Consider the following 17,496-nt stretch of genomic DNA (forward strand, 5'->3'; position numbering starts at 1 on the left):
CTTAATCCCGTGCCCCGAATGGGACGGGTAATGGCCACCGAGGAAGGGTACGTACCCCCCGACGAGAGTACGAGCGTGGACTCCCTGGGTCACTCCCATCCGGACGTAGCGGAGTACGCCGCGCTCGCGGCCGATCTCCGCGGAGCGGTGGACGGGAAAGTCCGTTTCGATGAGTACGCACAGGTGCTGTACGCGACCGACGGGAGCATCTACCAGGCCCGGCCGGCGGGCGTCGTCTTCCCGACGTCGGTCGAGGACGTGCAGGCGGCCGTCCGGACGGCCGCGGCACACGACGTCCCCGTGCTCCCCCGCGGGTCGGGATCGTCGCTCGCCGGGCAGGCCGTCGGCCCGGGGTGTGTCGTCCTCGACTTCACCAAGCACATGGACGACCTGCTCGACGTCGATCCCGGGGCACAGCGGGCGACGGTCCAGCCCGGCGTCGTCCAGGACCACCTCGAGGCGCGGCTCGAGGAGTACGGCCTCAAGTTCGCGCCCGACCCCGCCTCGTCGGGACGCTCGACCGTCGGCGGCGGCATCGGCAACAACTCCACCGGCGCACACTCGGTCCGCTACGGCATCACCGACGCCTACACCGAGGAAGTTCGTGCAGTTCTCTCGGACGGGTCGCTGCTCCACGCCCGCGAGATCGTCCTCGACTCGCCGGAGTACGAGGAGATCGTCTCGGGCGATGGCCGCGAGGCCGAGATCTACCGGACCGTCCGGGCGCTCGTCGAGGAGAACGAGGCGGAGATCGAATCCCGCTACCCGGAGCTCAAGCGCCGTGTCAGCGGCTACAACCTCGACCGGGTGATCTACGAGAACGAGGACGGCGAGGAGGTCATCAACCTCTCGAAGCTGTTCGTCGGAAGCGAGGGCACCCTCGGCGTGCTGGTCGAGGCGACGGTCTCGCTCGTCACCGTCCCGGAGGAGACGGCGCTGGCGCTCTACTGCTTCGACGGTCTCGTCGACGCGATGCGGGCGGTGCCCGAGGCCCTGGAGTTCGAGGTGAGCGCCGTGGAGCTGATGGATCAGGAGGTATTCAGGTTAGCAAGCGAGTCGACCGAGTTCGCCCAGTACGCCGACCCCATCCCCGAGGGGACGGCCGCGGCGCTGATGCTGGAGTGGGACTCCGAACTCCACGACGACTTCGAGGCCGCTATCGCGGCCACCAACGAGCACTTCCTCCGGGAGGGCGCGGCGTTCGACGTCCTCGAGGCCTACACGCCCGAGGCACAGGCGGACCTCTGGAAGCTCCGGAAGGCTGCCATCCCGCTGCTGATGAGCCTCGAGGGCGACCCCAAGCCCTACCCGTTCATCGAGGACGCGACCGTCCCACCCGAGGAACTCGCCGAGTACGTCCAGGGGTTCGAGGACATCCTCGAGGCGCACGGCACCTCGGCGGCGTACTTCGCTCACGCCGGGTCGGGGACGCTCCACATCCGGCCCATCCTCAACCTCAAACAGGACGATGGCATCCAGAAGATGCACTCGATCACCGACGACGTCACCGACCTCGTCCTCGAACACCACGGGGCGTTCTCGGGCGAGCACGGCGACGGGATGGCCCGGACGGAGTTCAACCCGAAGATGTACGGGCCGGACCTCTGGAACGCGTTCAAGGAGGTCAAGACGGCGTTCGACCCCGACTGGCTGATGCACCCGGGCAACGTCGTCTACCGGGACGGCTCCGACGACGTCGGCCCGGACTCCGAGCGTGGGGTCGGCGCGGACATGCGCGAGAACCTCCGGTACGGCGCGGACTACCAGTCCATCGAGCCCCAGACGACGATGGACTTCTCCGACGAGGGCGGGTTCTCCCACCTCGTCGAGCTCTGTAACGGCTGTGGCACCTGCCGGCAGACCCAGTCGGACGTGATGTGCCCCACGTACCGGGCGTCGAAGGAGGAGATACAGACGACCCGGGGCCGGGCGAACATGCTCCGGGCGGCGATCTCCGGGGAGCTACCGCCCGAGGAGATCCACTCCGAGCGGTTCCAGGACGAGGTGCTCGACCTCTGCGTGGGCTGCAAGGGCTGTATGAGCGACTGTCCCACCGGCGTCGACCTCGCCAAGCTGAAGGCGGAGGTGAAACACCAGCATCACGAGCGCGACGGGAGCGGCCTCCGCGAGAAGGTGTTCGCCGACATCGACCGGCTCTCCGCGCTCGGGTCGGCGCTCGCGCCCGTCTCGAACTGGGCGTCGAAGGTCCCCGGCGCGCGTGACCTGATGGAGGAGGTGCTCGGTATCGCCGCCGAGCGCGAGCTCCCGGAGTTCCGGCGCGAGTCCCTGGTCGACTGGTTCGAGGCCCGCGAGCCCGGCGTGAGCTTCACCGAGGCCGACCGGAAGGTGCTGCTGTTCCCCGACACCTACACCAACTACAACCTCCCGGATGCGGGCAAAGCGGCGGTGCGCGTGCTGGAGGCCGCGGGCGTCCACGTCGCCATCCCGGAGGGGACCGCCCCCAGCGGCCGACCGGCCTACTCGAAGGGCTTTCTCGACAAGGCGAAGACGCGTGCACGGCAGAACGTCGAGACGCTCGCCCCGCGGGTCGAGGAGGGGTGGGACGTCGTCTTCGTCGAGCCCTCCGACGCGGTGATGTTCCAGGACGAGTACCGCGACCTCCTCTCGGGGCCCGACGTCGAGGCGGTGAGCGACGCCGCCTACGGCGTCTGTGAGTACCTCGACGTCCACCGGATCGACGGCTCCATCGACTTCCGCGACCCCGGCGAGGCGCTCGCGTACCACGGCCACTGCAACCAGAAGGCGACGAACAAGGACCACCACGCGGTGGGGGTGCTCCGGCGGGCGGGCTACGAGGTGGACCCGCTCGACTCGACCTGCTGTGGGATGGCCGGGAGCTTCGGCTACGAGGCCGAACACTACGAGCTCTCGAAGTCGATCGGGCGCATCCTCTTCGGGAAGGTTGACGCGAGCCCCGCGGGGCAGGTGACCGCCCCCGGTGCCTCCTGTCGCTCCCAGCTGGGCGACCGGGACGAGCGCAGCGAGACCCCGCCGCACCCGATCGAGATGATCGCCGACGCGCTCGCCGACTGATAGGGATCATCGTAGTCGTTCATAGATTTCCCGCCGAGAATCACGCCCCACGATCCACGTCGAACGGTCGAATCCTCCGGCTGGCTACGATGATCCCTATGACAGTCCACCCGACGTCCAACCACCCTCGATGGGATCCCGGAGCGGGTTCGAGACGACTGTCAGCTACGGGCGGCTCTCGCGTGAAATACGCACGACTGCGGACTCCCGTGCCTCTCGGGACACTGTATATATAAGTTGATACTACTTCGCGTGCGCGTGCGGGGGGTTTAAGTACGATCCCGGCTTAATCCGGGTAGAATCAGATGTCTCAGGAGAGTGATTACAATGCTGGCTCTATCCGGACGCTGGAGGGGCTGGAGGCGGTCCGGAAGCGTCCGGCGATGTACATCGGGTCGACGGACGCCCGGGGTCTCCACCATCTCGTCTACGAGGTCGTCGACAACGCCATCGACGAGGCCCTCGCGGGCCACTGCGACACCATCGAGGTGACCATCCACGAGGACGACTCGGTGAGCGTCTCCGACGACGGCCGCGGCATCCCGGTCGACACCCACGAGAGCGGGAACCGGCCGGCCGTGGATGTCATCATGACCGTCCTCCACGCCGGCGGGAAGTTCGACAACAAATCCTACCAGGTGTCCGGGGGGCTCCACGGGGTGGGCGTGAGCGTTGTGAACGCACTGAGCCACTGGCTCGAGGTCGAGATCAAGCGCGACGGGGCGGTCTGGACCGAGCGGTTCGACCACGGCGAGCCGGAGGGGCTCGAACGGGTCCGCGAGATGGACCCCGACGAGGAGACGGGGACGACCATCCGTTTCTGGCCGAACACCGACATCTTCGAGACGGTCGACTTCGCCTACTCCACGCTCGAGTCGCGGCTGCGCGAGCTCGCATTCCTCAACCCGGGCGTCGCCATCCACGTCACCGACGAGCGGACCGGCGAGACCAACGAGTTCTCCTTCGACGGCGGCATCCGCGAGTTCGTCCGCTACCTCAACGAGACGAAGACGGCCCTCCACCCCGACGTGGTCTACTTCGACGACGAACAGCCCGTCGAGACCGAGGAGGGCGACGCCGGGATCGTCCAGGTCGAGGTGGCGATGCAGGCCACGCAGGGCGTCCAGGGCTCGATTCACGCGTTCGCCAACAACATCAACACCCGCGAGGGCGGCACCCACATGACCGGGTTCAAGACCGCCCTCACCCGGGTCGTCAACGACTACGCCACCTCCCACGGCCTGCTGCGCGACATCGACGGGACGCTCAAGGGCGAGGACATCCGCGAGGGGCTCACCGCGGTCCTCTCGATCAAGCACCCCGACCCGCAGTTCGAGGGCCAGACCAAGACGAAACTGGGCAACAGCGAGGTTCGCGGGATGGTCGAGTCCGCCGTCCACGAGCACCTCTCGACGTACCTGGAGGAGAACCCCTCGACGGCCGAGGCGCTGGTGTCGAAGGCCGTCGAGGCCGCCAAGGCGCGGATGGCCGCGAAGAAGGCCGAGGAGCTGACGCGCCGGAAGTCCGCGCTCGAATCGACGTCGCTCCCCGGGAAGCTCGCGGACTGTCAGACCCGCGACCCCTCCGAGGCCGAGCTGTTCATCGTCGAGGGCGACTCCGCCGGCGGGAGCGCGAAGCAGGCCCGCAATCCGGAGTTCCAGGCGATCCTCCCGCTGTTCGGGAAGGTCCTGAACGCGGAGAAACACCGGCTCGATCGGGTGCTCGAGAACGAGAAGATACGGAACCTCATCACCGCCGTCGGGACGGGCATCGGCGAGGAGTTCGACATCGAGAACGCGCGCTATCACAAGATCATCCTGATGACCGACGCCGACGTCGACGGCGCGCACATCCGGACGCTCTATCTTACCTTCCTCTACCGGCACATGCCCGAGCTGGTCGAGAACGGCTACGTCTACGCGGCCCAGCCGCCCCTCTACCGGATTCGATACAAGGGGGAGACGTACGACGCCATGACCGAGGCCGACCGCGAGCGCATCGTCGAGGAGGTCTGTGACGGCAATCCGGATCAGGTCCAGCGGTTCAAGGGGCTCGGCGAGATGAACCCCGAACAGCTCTGGGAGACGACGATGAACCCGGAGAACCGCATCCTCAAGCGCATGGGTATCGAGGACGCGGCGGCGGCCGACCGGATGTTCTCGGTGCTGATGGGCGACGCCGTCGGCCCGCGAAAGCAGTTCATCAAGGAGCACTCCGAGGACGCCGAGTGGGTGGACATCTGAGGATGGATCGAGCGACGACAGCCACGGCCGCGGGGCACGGAGCGACTCGACCAGGCGGAGAACGAGGGCGACAGCATGAGTTCTGACACGCCGGACGTCGGTAGGGAAACGGGGCGCATCGAGACCGTCCGCATCGAGGACGAGATGGAGCAGTCGTACATCGACTACGCGATGTCGGTCATCGTGGGTCGGGCCCTGCCGGACGCCCGTGACGGCCTGAAACCCGTCCAGCGCCGCCTGCTCTACGCGATGCACGACATGGGGGTCACCTCGAACGCGGGCCACCGGAAGTCCTCGAACATCGTCGGCGAGACGATGGGTAACTACCACCCCCACGGCGACAGCTCGATCTACGACGCGCTCGCCCGGATGGCCCAGGACTTCTCCCTGCGCTACCCGCTCGTCGACGGCCAGGGGAACTTCGGGAGTGTCGACGGCGACCCGCCCGCCGCCATGCGGTACACGGAGGCGCGGATGGCCCCCATCGCCGAGGAGCTGCTCGCGGACATAGGGAAGGACACCGTCGACTTCACGTCGAACTACGACGACCGGCTGACCGAACCCGACGTCCTGCCCGCGGCGGTCCCGAACCTCCTCCTCAACGGGGCGTCGGGCATCGCCGTCGGGATGTCGACGAACATCCCGCCGCACAACCTGAACGAGGTAATCGACGCGGCCATCCACGTCATCGACGAGCCCGGCTGCTCGGTCCGGGACCTCATCGACGGCCCGGACGGCGAGGGTCCCGTGAAGGGGCCGGACTTCCCGACCGGTGCGAAGATCGTCGGCCGCGAGGGGCTCTACGAGGCCTACACCTCCGGGCGGGGGAAGATGCGGGTGCGTGCGGACTTCGACGTCGAGGAGCGCGACTCGGGGAGCGACCGCATAATCGTCCACGAACTCCCCTACCAGGAGAACAAGGCCAGGCGGATCGAACGCATCGCCGACGACGTCAACGACGGGCGGATCGAGGGTATCTCGGACATCCGCGACGAGTCCGACCGCGACGGCGTCCGGGTCGTGATCGACCTCAAGCGCGGCGCGAACGCCGACGTCGTGCGCAACCAGCTGCTCGAACACCACCTCGAGACGACGTTCTCGGTCATCTCGCTCGCGCTGGTCGACGGCCAGCCGCAGGTGCTCGACCTCAAGGAGCTCGTAGAGGAGTACGTCGACCACCGACGAGAGGTCGTTCGCCGGCGCACGGAGTTCGACCTCGGCGAGGCCGAGGATCGCGCGCACATCCTCGAGGGTCGGCTGAAGGCCCTCGAGAACGTCGAGCGGGTGGTCGAACTCATCCGCGAGAGCGAGGACCGCGACGCGGCGAAGGCGGGTCTCGAAGCGGAGTTCGACCTCTCTACGACCCAGTCCGAGCACATCGTCAGGATGCAGCTCGGCTCGCTCACCTCGATGGAGGCCGCCGAGGTGGAGGCGGAGTACGAGGAGGTGGGCGAGGAGATCGAACGCCTCGAAGCGATCCTTGCGAGCGCCGAGCGGCTCGACGGCGTCATCAAGGAGGAACTCCGCGAGATCCGGGAGGAGTACAGCGACGACCGCCGGACGAGCATCGTCGAGGACCACGGCTCGGTCACCCGCGAGGACCTCATCCCCGAGGAGGACGTCGTCGTGGTCGTCACCGAGGACGACTACGTGAAGCGAATGCCGCTCTCGCAGTTCGAGGCCCAGCACCGCGGCGGGAAGGGGATCATCGGCGTCCGCCCGAAGGAGGGCGACCGGGTCTCGACGGCGTTCCAGGCGTCCACTCACGATTACCTGCTCTGTTTCACCGACGCCGGGCAGGTCTACCGACTGAAGGTCTACGAGATACCGGAGATGGGGAGAACTGCCAGGGGAACGTCGGCGGTGAACGTGCTCGACCTCGACGGGGGCGAGGAGATCACGGCGGTCGTCAACTGCGGCGAGATCGAGGGCGATCACTACCTCGCGATGGCCACGCGGAACGGCTACGTCAAGCGGACGGCGGTCGACGCCTTCGAGAACATCCACTCGGGCGGCATCCGGGCGGTGACGCTGGAGGAGGGCGACGCGCTCGTCGACGTCGAACTCACCGACGGGGGGACGGACATCGTCATCGGTACGCGCCGGGGGATGACCATCCGGTTCGACGAGTCGGAGGCCCGTGCGATGGGCCGAACCGCGAGGGGCGTCAACGGCATCAAACTCCAGGGTGACGACCAGGTGGCGGGACTCGTCGCCACCCGTCCCTCCGACGACCGCGATCTCCTCACCGTGACGCGTAACGGGTTCGGCAAGCGCACGCCGCTGGAGAAGTACCGCAAGCAGTCCCGGTATGGGAAGGGTCTGATCGACATCAAGACCGACGAGCGCAACGGCGAGGTGTGTGCCATCAACGCCGTCGACGAGGGCGACGGGCTCATCATCATGAGCGAGTCCGGCCAGATCATGCGCACGGACGTCTCGGAGGTCTCCGAGGTGGGTCGGAACACGAAGGGCGTGGTGATCATGCGGCTCGACGAGGACTGGGTGGCGAGCGTCGACGTCGTCCCGGCCGAGGCCAACGAGTCGTCGTAGGGCGTCGCCACAAGTGTTGGAAATAGTATAGTAATCGGGAAGCGTGCTGCATACAGGACGCGTCCCGGGCGCGACACGCACCCTGTCACGCTGAGGGAATACGAGTCGTACCCTCGGGGCGATCATCGCCACTGCATCGCGTAGCCGTCGATCAGTCCGGGTTTTCGCTGTCGTCTATCAGGGACGAGACGATGAGTCGCCTGATCCCACGCCGAAGGAGACCACTGGCCGCGGGCTGAGAGATATCCAGATCGGCGGCGACCTCACCGAGAGTCGCGTTCCGCGGTTCTTCGAAATACCCCCTCTCGAATGCGACGAGGAGTGCCTCCCGTTGACTATCGGTCAACCCCGCGTCCGTCTTCCCCAGACTGGCGTACTCGTTCACGCGCAGTAGATCGATATCGATGTCGTTCTGTCGTGCGTAGTCCCAGAGACGGACCAGATCCGTTCGCTCGGGGGCCCACACTGTCAGGATCCAGGCGCTCCCGTCGTTCTCCATGTCGAGGATGACACCGTTCGCGGCCGAGATCACCGGTGTGAGGATCTTCGCTTCGTCCGTGTACTCGAAGCTGTAGATCGCCTTCCCGTCTCCGGTCTCGACGACTCGTTCGAACTCGCCGATGGTACCGTCGTTCCGTAGTCCGTCCTCGAACCGGAGGAGGTCGGACGACTCCACGTGGTAGAAGAACTTCCCCGAAGTCGGGTCGGTCCCCGCCTCCGACACCGACTTGACTTTCGAACTCCGGTCGTACGTGACCGCCCCCGTGAGCACTATGTCGGGGTGCTCGACTCGGATCACCGCTTTGATATCGGTCATTGTCCTGCCAGGGTCCGCAGTTTCGGTGTATCGAACCTCACGACCGAGCGTCTTCGAGACACCCGATGAGGACTCGTATCGTGATGTTCGCTGAGTCGTAGCGGTGGCCGTGTAGTGACTTAATGGGGCCGGTTGATCGTGATTACCGGATACGAGGAAACTGTTCGATTTTCACGTCCCGTACGTGTCGGTCGGAGAGGGAGATCCGACCGAAGCGTAACACGATCCCCCCGAGACGACGGTTTCAACGCATCCGTCCGGAGCTATCCCGACGTCTCGACCTGATGCTTGAACAGCGCCGCCCAGACGCTCTCGAACCGGCTTGCGAGGAACGACGAGGGATTTCCGGCGGGGAGATAGAACTTCGATTCGGTAGCTCTGACTCGGTCGTCGGCCTGGTGTCGCTGTGCCATACGGACGAGTAGAGGGTCCGTATCCACATCGGTCTATAGCTTATTCGTATAACGCTCTTATATCGGGTCCGAAGATTCCACGCAGTCCTGATCCTCCTCCGCACGTCGTTCGGTGGGAGCGGTGAGAACGACGAGGGGGCGAGTAAAGAGACGACTATCGTAACAGGGGACCCTGCGAGATATCTCCGATGTGCGTCCATCCTCGTTCCGAGTCAGTGTACCGCTATCCCCGACTCTCGGTTCTCGTATGTATCCGCCCAACGGCCACCGTATCACTGGCCCACAGAGCGGCGATCGACTGCTGAACGCACCCGCTGTACGCAGCAAGCCGATCACATCGGTCTTCGAGCACCAAACGGGGCCAGTAGCACGGGTTCGGGTGTTCGGAGTCCGTCACTCGCACCGACGCGGGAGGCCGGGTCGCGGGGATCGCGCTGTCCTATCGCGCCTGACCGGGGTCGACCGGTCTCGGCTCGGCGGGCCGATCCGGCTCGTCGAGCCTGGAGGCGATGAACAGCACCGGGAGCAACAGGACCGCCCCGAGGAGGAACGGTGCTCGATAGCCGAACAGCGAGTAGAGTCCACCCATGACGACGGGACCGAACGTTCGGGCGAGGCTCCCCGCGCCCTGGGTGAGCCCGAAGGCGCTCCCCTGTCGGTCGCTCGCGGTGGTCGTCGAGACGAGCGCCGTCAGCGAGACGTTCAGGACGCCGTTGCCGACCGGGATGACGGCGAGGACGAGCAGGAGCGCGAGGAGGTTCCCGTCGAGGAACCCGACGACCCCGGTGAGGTCGGGGAGGCCCCCGGCGAGCAGCGGCGTCGCCGGCAGTCCGACCAGTCCGACCGTGAGGACGGCGGCACCGGCCGGCGCCAGCCGTCGGGAGCTGTATCGTGCGGTCAGCGGTCCGATGAACACCCCCTGGACGAGCACCGAGAGGACGCCGATGTAGGTGAGCAGCAGGGCGCTCTGGCTGGCGGTGTAGCCGAAGACGTCGGCGACGAAGGGGATGAACATGATCGTCACGCCCGAGAACGCGAAGGAGGTGACGAAGAAGGCCGTCAGCAGGGGCCGGAGCGCGGCCGAGCGGGCAGCCTCCAGCAGCAGCCCGACCTGCGAGGGGCGGTCGGTCCCCGCGGGTCCCGCCCCCTCGTCGGATGCGACCGGGCGGGACTCGGGCAGGAAGGCGAGGGCGACGACGGCTCCCACGAGGCTCATCGCGGCGGCGGCGAAGCTCGGGAGCGAGAACCGATCGACGGGCACCGGGGCGGGGAGGGCCGCGTCGACGGCGACGACCGTCGCGTCGAACGACAGTACGGCACCGATGCCCGGGCCGAAGATGAACCCCATCCCGAACGCCGCCCCGAGCAGTCCCAGTGCGCTCGCCCGCTCCTCCTCGGGCGTGATGTCCGCGACGTAGGCCTGCGCGGCCGAGAGGTTCCCGCCCATCGCGCCGGCGAGCGACCGGGCGAGAAACAGGGTCCACAGCGCGTCGGCCAGCCCGAACAGGGTCCACGCGACGACGCCACCGCCGAGGGAGAGGACGATGATCGGCCGGCGGCCGTAGCGGTCCGAGAGGGATCCGAGCAACGGTGCTGCGAGGAACTGCATTGCGGAGTAGGACGCCGCCAGCAGGCCGATGACGAACTCGTTCCCACCGGGGAACGACCGCGTGTAGAACGGGAGGATGGGGACGATGATGCCGAACCCCAGGAGGTCGAGGAAGACGACGCCGAAGACGATGGCGAGCGCGCGGCGTGAGCCCTCCATACGACCCCAGGGTGGGGGAAGCCTAACTCTCCATCGCTCCCGGTCGGGGCTGGGGGGTTCGCGGTGGGAGGAGGGGTCGACGGGGCAGGCGTTGCCGCTACATACTTGGTCATCCCCTCCGAGCGTGGGTTCACGATGGCAGACAGCGACCGGTCCGAGGGGCTGCCCTCGGGCGACGACGGGGACTTCGGCGGGTTCGGGGGCCGACACGTCCCCGAGCCGCTGCACGAACCACTGGAGGGGCTCGCCGAGGCGTTCGATACGATCGCGAGGACCGAGGAGTTCCGCGAGGAGTTCGAGTCGATACTGCGGGACTACGCCGGGCGGCCGACGCCGCTCTACCACGCCGAGAACCTCTCGGAGCGGTGGGGCTCGGAGATCTACCTCAAACGGGAGGACCTGCTCCACGGCGGGGCACACAAGATCAACAACTGCGTCGGGCAGGCGCTGCTGGCGAAGAAGGCCGGGAAGACGCGGCTCATCGCCGAGACCGGCGCGGGCCAGCACGGCACGGCGACGGCGATGGTCGGCGCGCTGTTCGACCTCGACACGGAGATCTACATGGGCGAGAAGGACGTCGCCCGCCAGAAGATGAACGTGTTCCGGATGCGACTGATGGGCGCGGAGGTGAACGAGGTCACCCGCGGCGGTGCCGGACTCGCGGACGCCGTCGACGCTGCGCTGGAGGACTTCGCCGAGAACGTCGATGACACCCACTACCTCGTCGGGTCGGTCGTCGGGCCCGACCCGTTCCCGCGGATGGTTCGGGAGTTCCACTCGGTCATCGGCCGGGAGGCCCGCGAGCAGTTCGAGGAGCGGACGGGCGGACTGCCGGACGCCGCCGTCGCCTGTGTAGGCGGCGGCTCGAACGCCATCGGCCTGTTCCACGCCTTCCGGGACGACCCCGTCGAGTTCTTCGGCGGGGAGGGCGGCGGCCACGGCGCGGACTCGAAGCAGCACGCCGCACCCCTCGCGAAGGGCAACGAGGAGGTCATCCACGGGATGAAGACCCGGGTGATCGACGACGACGTCGAGGTCCACAGCGTCTCCGCGGGGCTGGACTACCCCGGCGTCGGTCCGGAGCACGCGATGTTCCGCGAACTCGGCCGGGCCGAGTACCGCGACATCACCGACGACGAGGCGCTCTCGGCCTTCCGCGAACTCTCAGAGGCCGAGGGGATCATCCCGGCGCTCGAATCGGCCCACGGCGTCGCGCTCGCCAGGCAGCTGGCCGAGGAGGGCGAGCACGGGACGATACTCGTCAACCTCTCGGGACGGGGCGACAAGGACATGGAGACGGCGGCGGAGATGTTCGACCTCGGGTAGACGGAAGCCGGAGAGCCGAATCGAGTGACGGTCGTCGGCCCTAGCCGGATGGGTGTGAGTCGTTTCCGCGGCGACGTCAGGAGGTTCCACCGTTATCCCAGTCCCGGGTGCGCCGAAATCGAGATCCGAACTCGGACTGCGATTTATTGATATGACATAACCTTACAACGTATGGGGGAGCTCCGTAAGGAGGGCGTGACGGGAACAGTCACGAAATACGAAGAGGAACGCGGATACGGGTTCGTATCCACGTTAGACGTCAAGGATGCCAGCACTACCGACGTGTTCTTCCACATCTCCGACGTGGACGCGAGCAGCGTAGAGGTGGGATGGAGGTTCCAGTTCGACGTGTTCTCCAGCCGCAAGGGATTCCGGGCCGGGAACATCAACGTTCTCAGCGAGGGATCCGAGGAGGAGGCGTCCGAGGAGGTCGACGAGCGATTCTGGAGAGCCCGCAACTCGGAGTACGACGACTCGAAGAGTGGAGTGCGACCGGAACGCAAGAAACGGAAGGAAGGAGACGGGAAAGCAGAGCCCAGATCCCCTTTCAACGACAGTGTCGTAGGGAGCAGGAACGACCTGCTGTGACCGTAGCCGGGGACTAGCGGTTTCCGGCAACGTGCAGTCGTGACCTCGAAACGGGCGCGGTTTCCGACGCCGGCCACGAGTCGAACGGATCGACATCGGTTACTGCTCGACTGGATCGCACCTTTCGTCCCGCACGAGTCGTTTCGGGTAGGAGGATCCGGGATCGCTCCTCCGCGTACTCCGAGCCCTCCGATCTATCGCTCCGATCGGACGTAGAGCCATTGTGGGCTGCCGGTCGAAAGACGCGGTGCGCCCTTCGCTTGGATCCGGTGATTTGGAATGTATTCCATTACGTGTACGACGGTTCGCGCGGACCGCTCAGTCCTCGAACTCCCGCTCCGCGGGGTGGACGTACCGCCCCTCGCCCTCGCGCCGGCGGTCGAATTCCTCCTTCGAGAGGCCGAGCCCCTCCGCCAGTCGCGCCTCGACCTCCTCCGGGTCGTCGGCCTGCGAGCCGACCTCGCGTGCGAGGTAGAACAGCGGCGCGAGCACCACGAGGAGCGGGACGGCCATGACGGCGAGGACGAGCGTCCCGCTCGCGTCGCTGGCGAGGAGCCAGACGGCGACGACGAACAGCGCCGCCGCACCGGCGAGCGTCGCCGCGACGCCGACACGACCGACGGACAGGTCCCGCTCTCCCATGTCACCGTACAGGACCCGGACGGACAAAGGCACGTCGACCGTGCCGTCGAAATCGGCTTGTGTCGAGCGGTCACCCTCCGTGTATGGGACGGCTCCGACGGTGGTCAGATGACTGAACAAGGGGGATGGGAGGCGAACCGGGGCTCGGACGGCTGGAACGGCCGCCCACAGCTATCCCGCGTGTTACGGACCGTCGCGCTCGCCGGTCGGTACGGTCGCCTCCACCGGCTCGCGGTCGACCGGCTGTTCGCGGACGACGGCGACCGGGTTCTCGATCTGGGCTGTGGGTCAGGACTGAACACGAAGGCGCTCGCGGGAGCCGTCGGTCGCGAGGGTCGCGTCGTCGGCGTCGACCCCAGGGTGCGGGCGGTCCACGAGGCCCGCGAGGAGGCGGCGAGGGTCGGTGGGTCGTGTTCGGTGATCCGCGGTGCCTCCGGGCCGCTCCCCTTCCCCGACGGTGCTTTCGACCGTGCGTTCAGCACGCTGGGGGTACGTGCGGTCCCCGACGTCCGATCGGCCGTCACCGAGGTGGCGCGGGTGGTACGGCCCGGGGGACGGTTCGTCGTCCTCCACGCCCGTCCGTTCCCGACGCTCCCGCTCGCGTTCCTGGGTCCGCTCGTGAGCCCCGGCTCGGTGGAGTCGTCCGAGCGCGATCCCGCCCGCGACGTCCCGACGTTCCTGGAAAGGTGGTTCGACACCGTCCACGTCGAACGGGTGGGCGGGTCGGCGTTCGTCGCGACCGCCGAGCTGTCGGGGTAGTCGGATCAGGCGAGGATCCGCTTGCCGAGCGCGCTGGCGACGAGCTCGACCGCCAGCTCCGCGGTCCGGTTGTGCTGGTCGAGGATGGGGTTTACCTCGACGACCTCCATCGACCGTATCCGCTCTATGTGGTCGCCGACGCGCTCCATCGCGGCGTGGGCCTCCCGGTAGGTCGTCCCCCCACGGACGGGCGTTCCGACCCCTGGTGCCTCGTCGGGATCGAGGAAGTCCATGTCGAGGCTGACGTGGACGCCGTCGGTCCCGTCGGTGGCGACGTCGAACGCCGCCTCCGCGACCTCGGGGAGTCCCCGGTCGTCGATGTCGCTCATCGTGAACGCGGTCACGTCGGAGTCCAGCAAGGCGAGCCGCTCGTCGTCGTCGAGGCTCCGGAGGCCGACCACCGCCACGTTCGCGGGGTCGACGCGGGGGGCGACCGCCCACCCCTCGTCGGTGAACTCGCCCACGCCGAGCGTCGCGGCGAGGGACATCCCGTGGACGTTGCCCGAGGGGGTCGTCACGGGGGTGTTGTAGTCGCCGTGGGCGTCGAACCAGACGACGCCCAGGTCGGCGTCCGCGGCGGCTCCCCGTACCGTGCCGATGGCGATGGAGTGATCCCCGCCGAGGACCAGCGGGAACGCCCCGGACGAGACGGTCTCACCCACCTCGTCGGCGAGGCGGTTGCAGACGTCACGGGTCTCGGCGAGGTACTTCGCGTCGCCGTCGAAGTAGTCGGGCGAGATGGGCTCCACGGTCTCCGGCTGGGGGACGGTCAGGTCGCCCCCGTCGACGCAGTCGTGACCGATAGCCTCCACCTCCGACGCCAGGCCGGCGTACCGTATCGCGGAGGGGCCCATGTCGACGCCGCGTCGGTCAGCCCCGAGGTCCATCGGGACGCCGATGAGTCGGACGCGCATGGACCTCACTCGTCGGGCGGGCGGCTTAGTGGACACGGTCCGCGTTCCGTTCGAGGTCGGTACAGGACGGCAGCCCCAAGAGGGTGGATCCGAAACCCCCCGCCATGCGACTCGTCCGCCTCCTCGTCCCGTCGGACGGCCTCGATACGGTCACCGGTGTTCTCGACGAGGAGGGTGTCGACTACGTGGTGACCGAGGAACGAAGCCGCGAGGGGGCCGAGATCGTGGAGTTCCCGATCCCGGTCGGCGCGGTCGAGTCGATCCTCGACGCGCTCCGCGACGCGGGGGTCGACGACGGGACGTACACCGTCATCACGAGGGGCGAGACGGCGAACACCGAGGGTTTCGACGAACTCGAGGAGCGATACGTCGAGGGCGACGAGTCGGACGACAGCGTCGCCCACGAGGAGGTGCGTGCGAAGGCGCAGTCGCTACTCCCCGACCGGCGGAGCTACTACGTGATGACGGTCCTGAGCGCCATCGTCGCCACCGCGGGGCTGCTGCTCGACTCCCCGGCGGTCGTCATCGGGGCGATGGCCATCTCTCCCCAGGTCGGCGCGGCGATAACGGGATCGGTCGGGACGGTCGTCGACGACCGGGAGATGGTGGGAAGCGGTCTCCTGTCGCTGGTGCTCGGGCTCCTGGTCGCCGTCCTCACCGCGACGGCCATGGGGTGGCTGCTGCAGGCCGGCGGGTTCTTCCCGCCGGCGCTGGCCGTCCGGACCGTCGAACAGATCGGATCCCGGGTTTCGCCGGGCGTCCTCTCGTTGCTCCTCGGGCTGTGTGCGGGGTCGGCCGCCGGGTTCGGCGTGGCGACCGATCTCCCGCTCTCGCTGGTCGGTGTGGCCATCGCAGCGGCCGTCGTCCCCGCTGCGGCGGCCGTCGGTATCGGTATCGTCTGGGCGCTCCCGACCGTCGCGCTCGGTGCCGCGACGCTGCTCGTGGTCAACACCATCTCGATCGTCCTCTCCGCCACCGCGACCCTGTGGTATCTCGGGTATCGGCCGGACGACTGGACGCCGGGGGCACTCCGCGCCAACCTCGAACGTCGATCGACGACGATCATCGTGCTCACCGTCGTCGCGCTGCTCGTGTTCTTCGCGCTCCCGTCGGTCGCGATGGTCCAGCACGTCCGGCTCGAGAACTCGGCCAACGGAGCCGTCCAGGACACCCTCGAACAGGAGGAGTACGAGGAACTGATGCTCCGATCGGTCCAGGCGGAGTTCACCGGGCTGGGACTGCTGGGCGGTCCCCGTCAGATCGACGTCGTGGTGAGTCGCCCCGTCGACAGGGGCTACCCGGACCTGGCCGCGGACATCGGTCGGAGCCTGGAGGAACGGACCGGCACGGACGTGGCCGTCTCCGTCGAGTTCGCGGAACGGACCGAGTTCCCCTCCGGGTCGGGAACGGCGAGCTAGCGGTACTGCGCGCAGACCTGGTCGAGCCCCTCGTCGAAGGATATCTCGGGGTCCCAGCCAGTCGCCGCCCGCATCTTCGAGGGGTCGGCCATCGTGTCGTGGACGTAGTTCTTCATCGGGTTCTCGACGTACTCGGGCTCGATGTCGGTCCCGAGGCGGTCGTTCAGCTCCTCGACGAGTTCGTTCAGCGAGTAGGACTCGCCGGTCCCGAGGTTGTAGATGCCGTCGAGTTCGTGGTCGGCGGCGAGTTCGAGCCCGCGGACGATGTCGTCGACGTGGGTGAAGTCCCTGGTCTGTGTCCCGTCGCCGAAGATCACCGGTGCCTCCCCGTCGGCGAGTTCGTCGGCGAACTGCGCGATGAGGTTCGCGAACTCCCCCTTGTGTTCCTCGGCCCCGCCGTACCCCTGGTAGACCGAGAAGAAGCGCATCCCCGCCATCGACATGTCGTGGAAGTCGGAGTAGTACTCGCCGTACTGCTCGCGTGCGAGCTTCGACGCCTCGTACCCCGTCGCCGCGTGGACGGGCATGTCCTCCGGGCAGGGCTCGGTCTGCGACCCGTAGATCGAGGAGGTCGAGGCGTAGACGACGGTGTCACAGCCGTGTTCGCGGACCTGTTCGACCGTGTTGACGAACCCCTCGACGTTGACGCGGACGCCGCGCTGGGGGTTCTCCTCGTGCATGTTCCGCGAGGAGAGCGCCGCGATGTGGAACAGAACGTCCACGTCCGCGGGGAGGTCGTCGTCGAGGACGGATCCGTCGACGAACTCGACGTCGTCGTGCAGGTTCTCGGGGGTCCCCAGGTAGAGGTCGTCGAGTGCGACGACCTCGTTCTCGTCGGCGAGGTGGTTGGCGAGGTTCGAACCGATGAACCCCGCGCCACCCGTAACGAGTACGCGTTCGTTCTTCATACCGGGTAGACCCCCGGCGGCGGACAAAGACGTGTCGGTCCTTCGGCAGACGACACCGATATGGTCGGTTCTCGGTTCCCTCGACTCACCGGC

At 67.4% G+C, this 17,496-nt stretch carries 13 protein-coding genes; 7 read left to right on the plus strand and 6 right to left on the minus strand.

The features are described 5' to 3' along the window. Positions 1–30 precede the first annotated feature (30 nt). From WDJ58_RS14505 to gyrA, 3 genes are all read left to right on the plus strand, one after another. Entirely contained in the window at positions 31–3,054 is a 3,024-nt protein-coding gene (locus WDJ58_RS14505) for an FAD-binding and (Fe-S)-binding domain-containing protein (protein ID WP_338913980.1), read from the plus strand. 305 nt (positions 3,055–3,359) lie between these two features. Continuing rightward, positions 3,360–5,297, plus strand: a complete 1,938-nt coding sequence (gyrB, locus tag WDJ58_RS14510; protein WP_338913981.1) for a DNA topoisomerase (ATP-hydrolyzing) subunit B — start codon at positions 3,360–3,362, stop codon at positions 5,295–5,297. Positions 5,298–5,372: 75 nt separating this feature from the next. Beyond that, entirely contained in the window at positions 5,373–7,850 is a 2,478-nt protein-coding gene (gene gyrA / locus WDJ58_RS14515; RefSeq protein ID WP_338913982.1) for a DNA gyrase subunit A, read from the plus strand. Positions 7,851–8,001: 151 nt separating this feature from the next. Here the strand turns inward: gyrA and WDJ58_RS14520 are convergent, their stop codons facing one another. From WDJ58_RS14520 to WDJ58_RS14530, 3 genes are all read right to left on the minus strand, one after another. Further along, the gene (locus tag WDJ58_RS14520; RefSeq protein ID WP_338913983.1) at positions 8,002–8,667 is read right to left on the minus strand and encodes a helix-turn-helix domain-containing protein; all 666 of its coding nucleotides are present in this window, start codon (positions 8,665–8,667) and stop codon (positions 8,002–8,004) included. Positions 8,668–8,930: 263 nt separating this feature from the next. After that, positions 8,931–9,080, minus strand: coding sequence for a hypothetical protein (locus tag WDJ58_RS14525; RefSeq protein WP_338913984.1), 150 nt, complete (start codon positions 9,078–9,080; stop codon positions 8,931–8,933). A 439-nt stretch (positions 9,081–9,519) separates the two neighbouring features. Next, entirely contained in the window at positions 9,520–10,848 is a 1,329-nt protein-coding gene (locus WDJ58_RS14530; RefSeq protein WP_338913985.1) for an MFS transporter, read from the minus strand. A gap of 135 nt (positions 10,849–10,983) precedes the next feature. On the opposite strand from WDJ58_RS14530, the gene trpB reads away from it, so the two are divergent. Together trpB and WDJ58_RS14540 are read left to right on the plus strand one after the other, a co-directional pair. Continuing rightward, on the plus strand, positions 10,984–12,174 hold the full coding sequence (trpB, locus tag WDJ58_RS14535; protein ID WP_338913986.1) for a tryptophan synthase subunit beta: 1,191 nt from the start codon (positions 10,984–10,986) through the stop codon (positions 12,172–12,174). A gap of 171 nt (positions 12,175–12,345) precedes the next feature. After that, positions 12,346–12,762, plus strand: coding sequence for a cold shock domain-containing protein (locus WDJ58_RS14540; protein ID WP_338913987.1), 417 nt, complete (start codon positions 12,346–12,348; stop codon positions 12,760–12,762). A 318-nt stretch (positions 12,763–13,080) separates the two neighbouring features. Here the strand turns inward: WDJ58_RS14540 and WDJ58_RS14545 are convergent, their stop codons facing one another. Further along, positions 13,081–13,404: a hypothetical protein gene (locus WDJ58_RS14545; protein WP_338913988.1), complete on the minus strand. Its 324-nt coding sequence runs from the start codon at positions 13,402–13,404 to the stop codon at positions 13,081–13,083. 108 nt (positions 13,405–13,512) lie between these two features. Here WDJ58_RS14545 and WDJ58_RS14550 point away from each other — a divergent pair, with 108 nt between their 5' ends. Continuing rightward, complete coding sequence (locus tag WDJ58_RS14550) at positions 13,513–14,163, plus strand: class I SAM-dependent methyltransferase (RefSeq protein WP_338913989.1); 651 nt, start codon at positions 13,513–13,515, stop codon at positions 14,161–14,163. A gap of 5 nt (positions 14,164–14,168) precedes the next feature. Here WDJ58_RS14550 and rocF read toward each other — a convergent pair whose 3' ends face one another. Further along, positions 14,169–15,077 (minus strand): arginase, encoded by a 909-nt coding sequence (gene rocF, locus WDJ58_RS14555; RefSeq protein ID WP_338913990.1) that lies wholly within the window; start codon positions 15,075–15,077, stop codon positions 14,169–14,171. Positions 15,078–15,181: 104 nt separating this feature from the next. On the opposite strand from rocF, the gene WDJ58_RS14560 reads away from it, so the two are divergent. After that, positions 15,182–16,495, plus strand: coding sequence for a TIGR00341 family protein (locus tag WDJ58_RS14560; protein ID WP_338913991.1), 1,314 nt, complete (start codon positions 15,182–15,184; stop codon positions 16,493–16,495). On the opposite strand, the gene WDJ58_RS14565 is transcribed toward WDJ58_RS14560, so the two are convergent. After that, complete coding sequence (locus WDJ58_RS14565; RefSeq protein ID WP_338913992.1) at positions 16,492–17,403, minus strand: NAD-dependent epimerase/dehydratase family protein; 912 nt, start codon at positions 17,401–17,403, stop codon at positions 16,492–16,494. The two genes, WDJ58_RS14560 and WDJ58_RS14565, sit on opposite strands and share 4 nt — an antisense overlap. Positions 17,404–17,496 lie beyond the last annotated feature (93 nt).

This window comes from Salinirubellus litoreus (assembly GCF_037335815.1).
Lineage (GTDB): Archaea > Halobacteriota > Halobacteria > Halobacteriales > Haloarculaceae > Salinirubellus > Salinirubellus litoreus.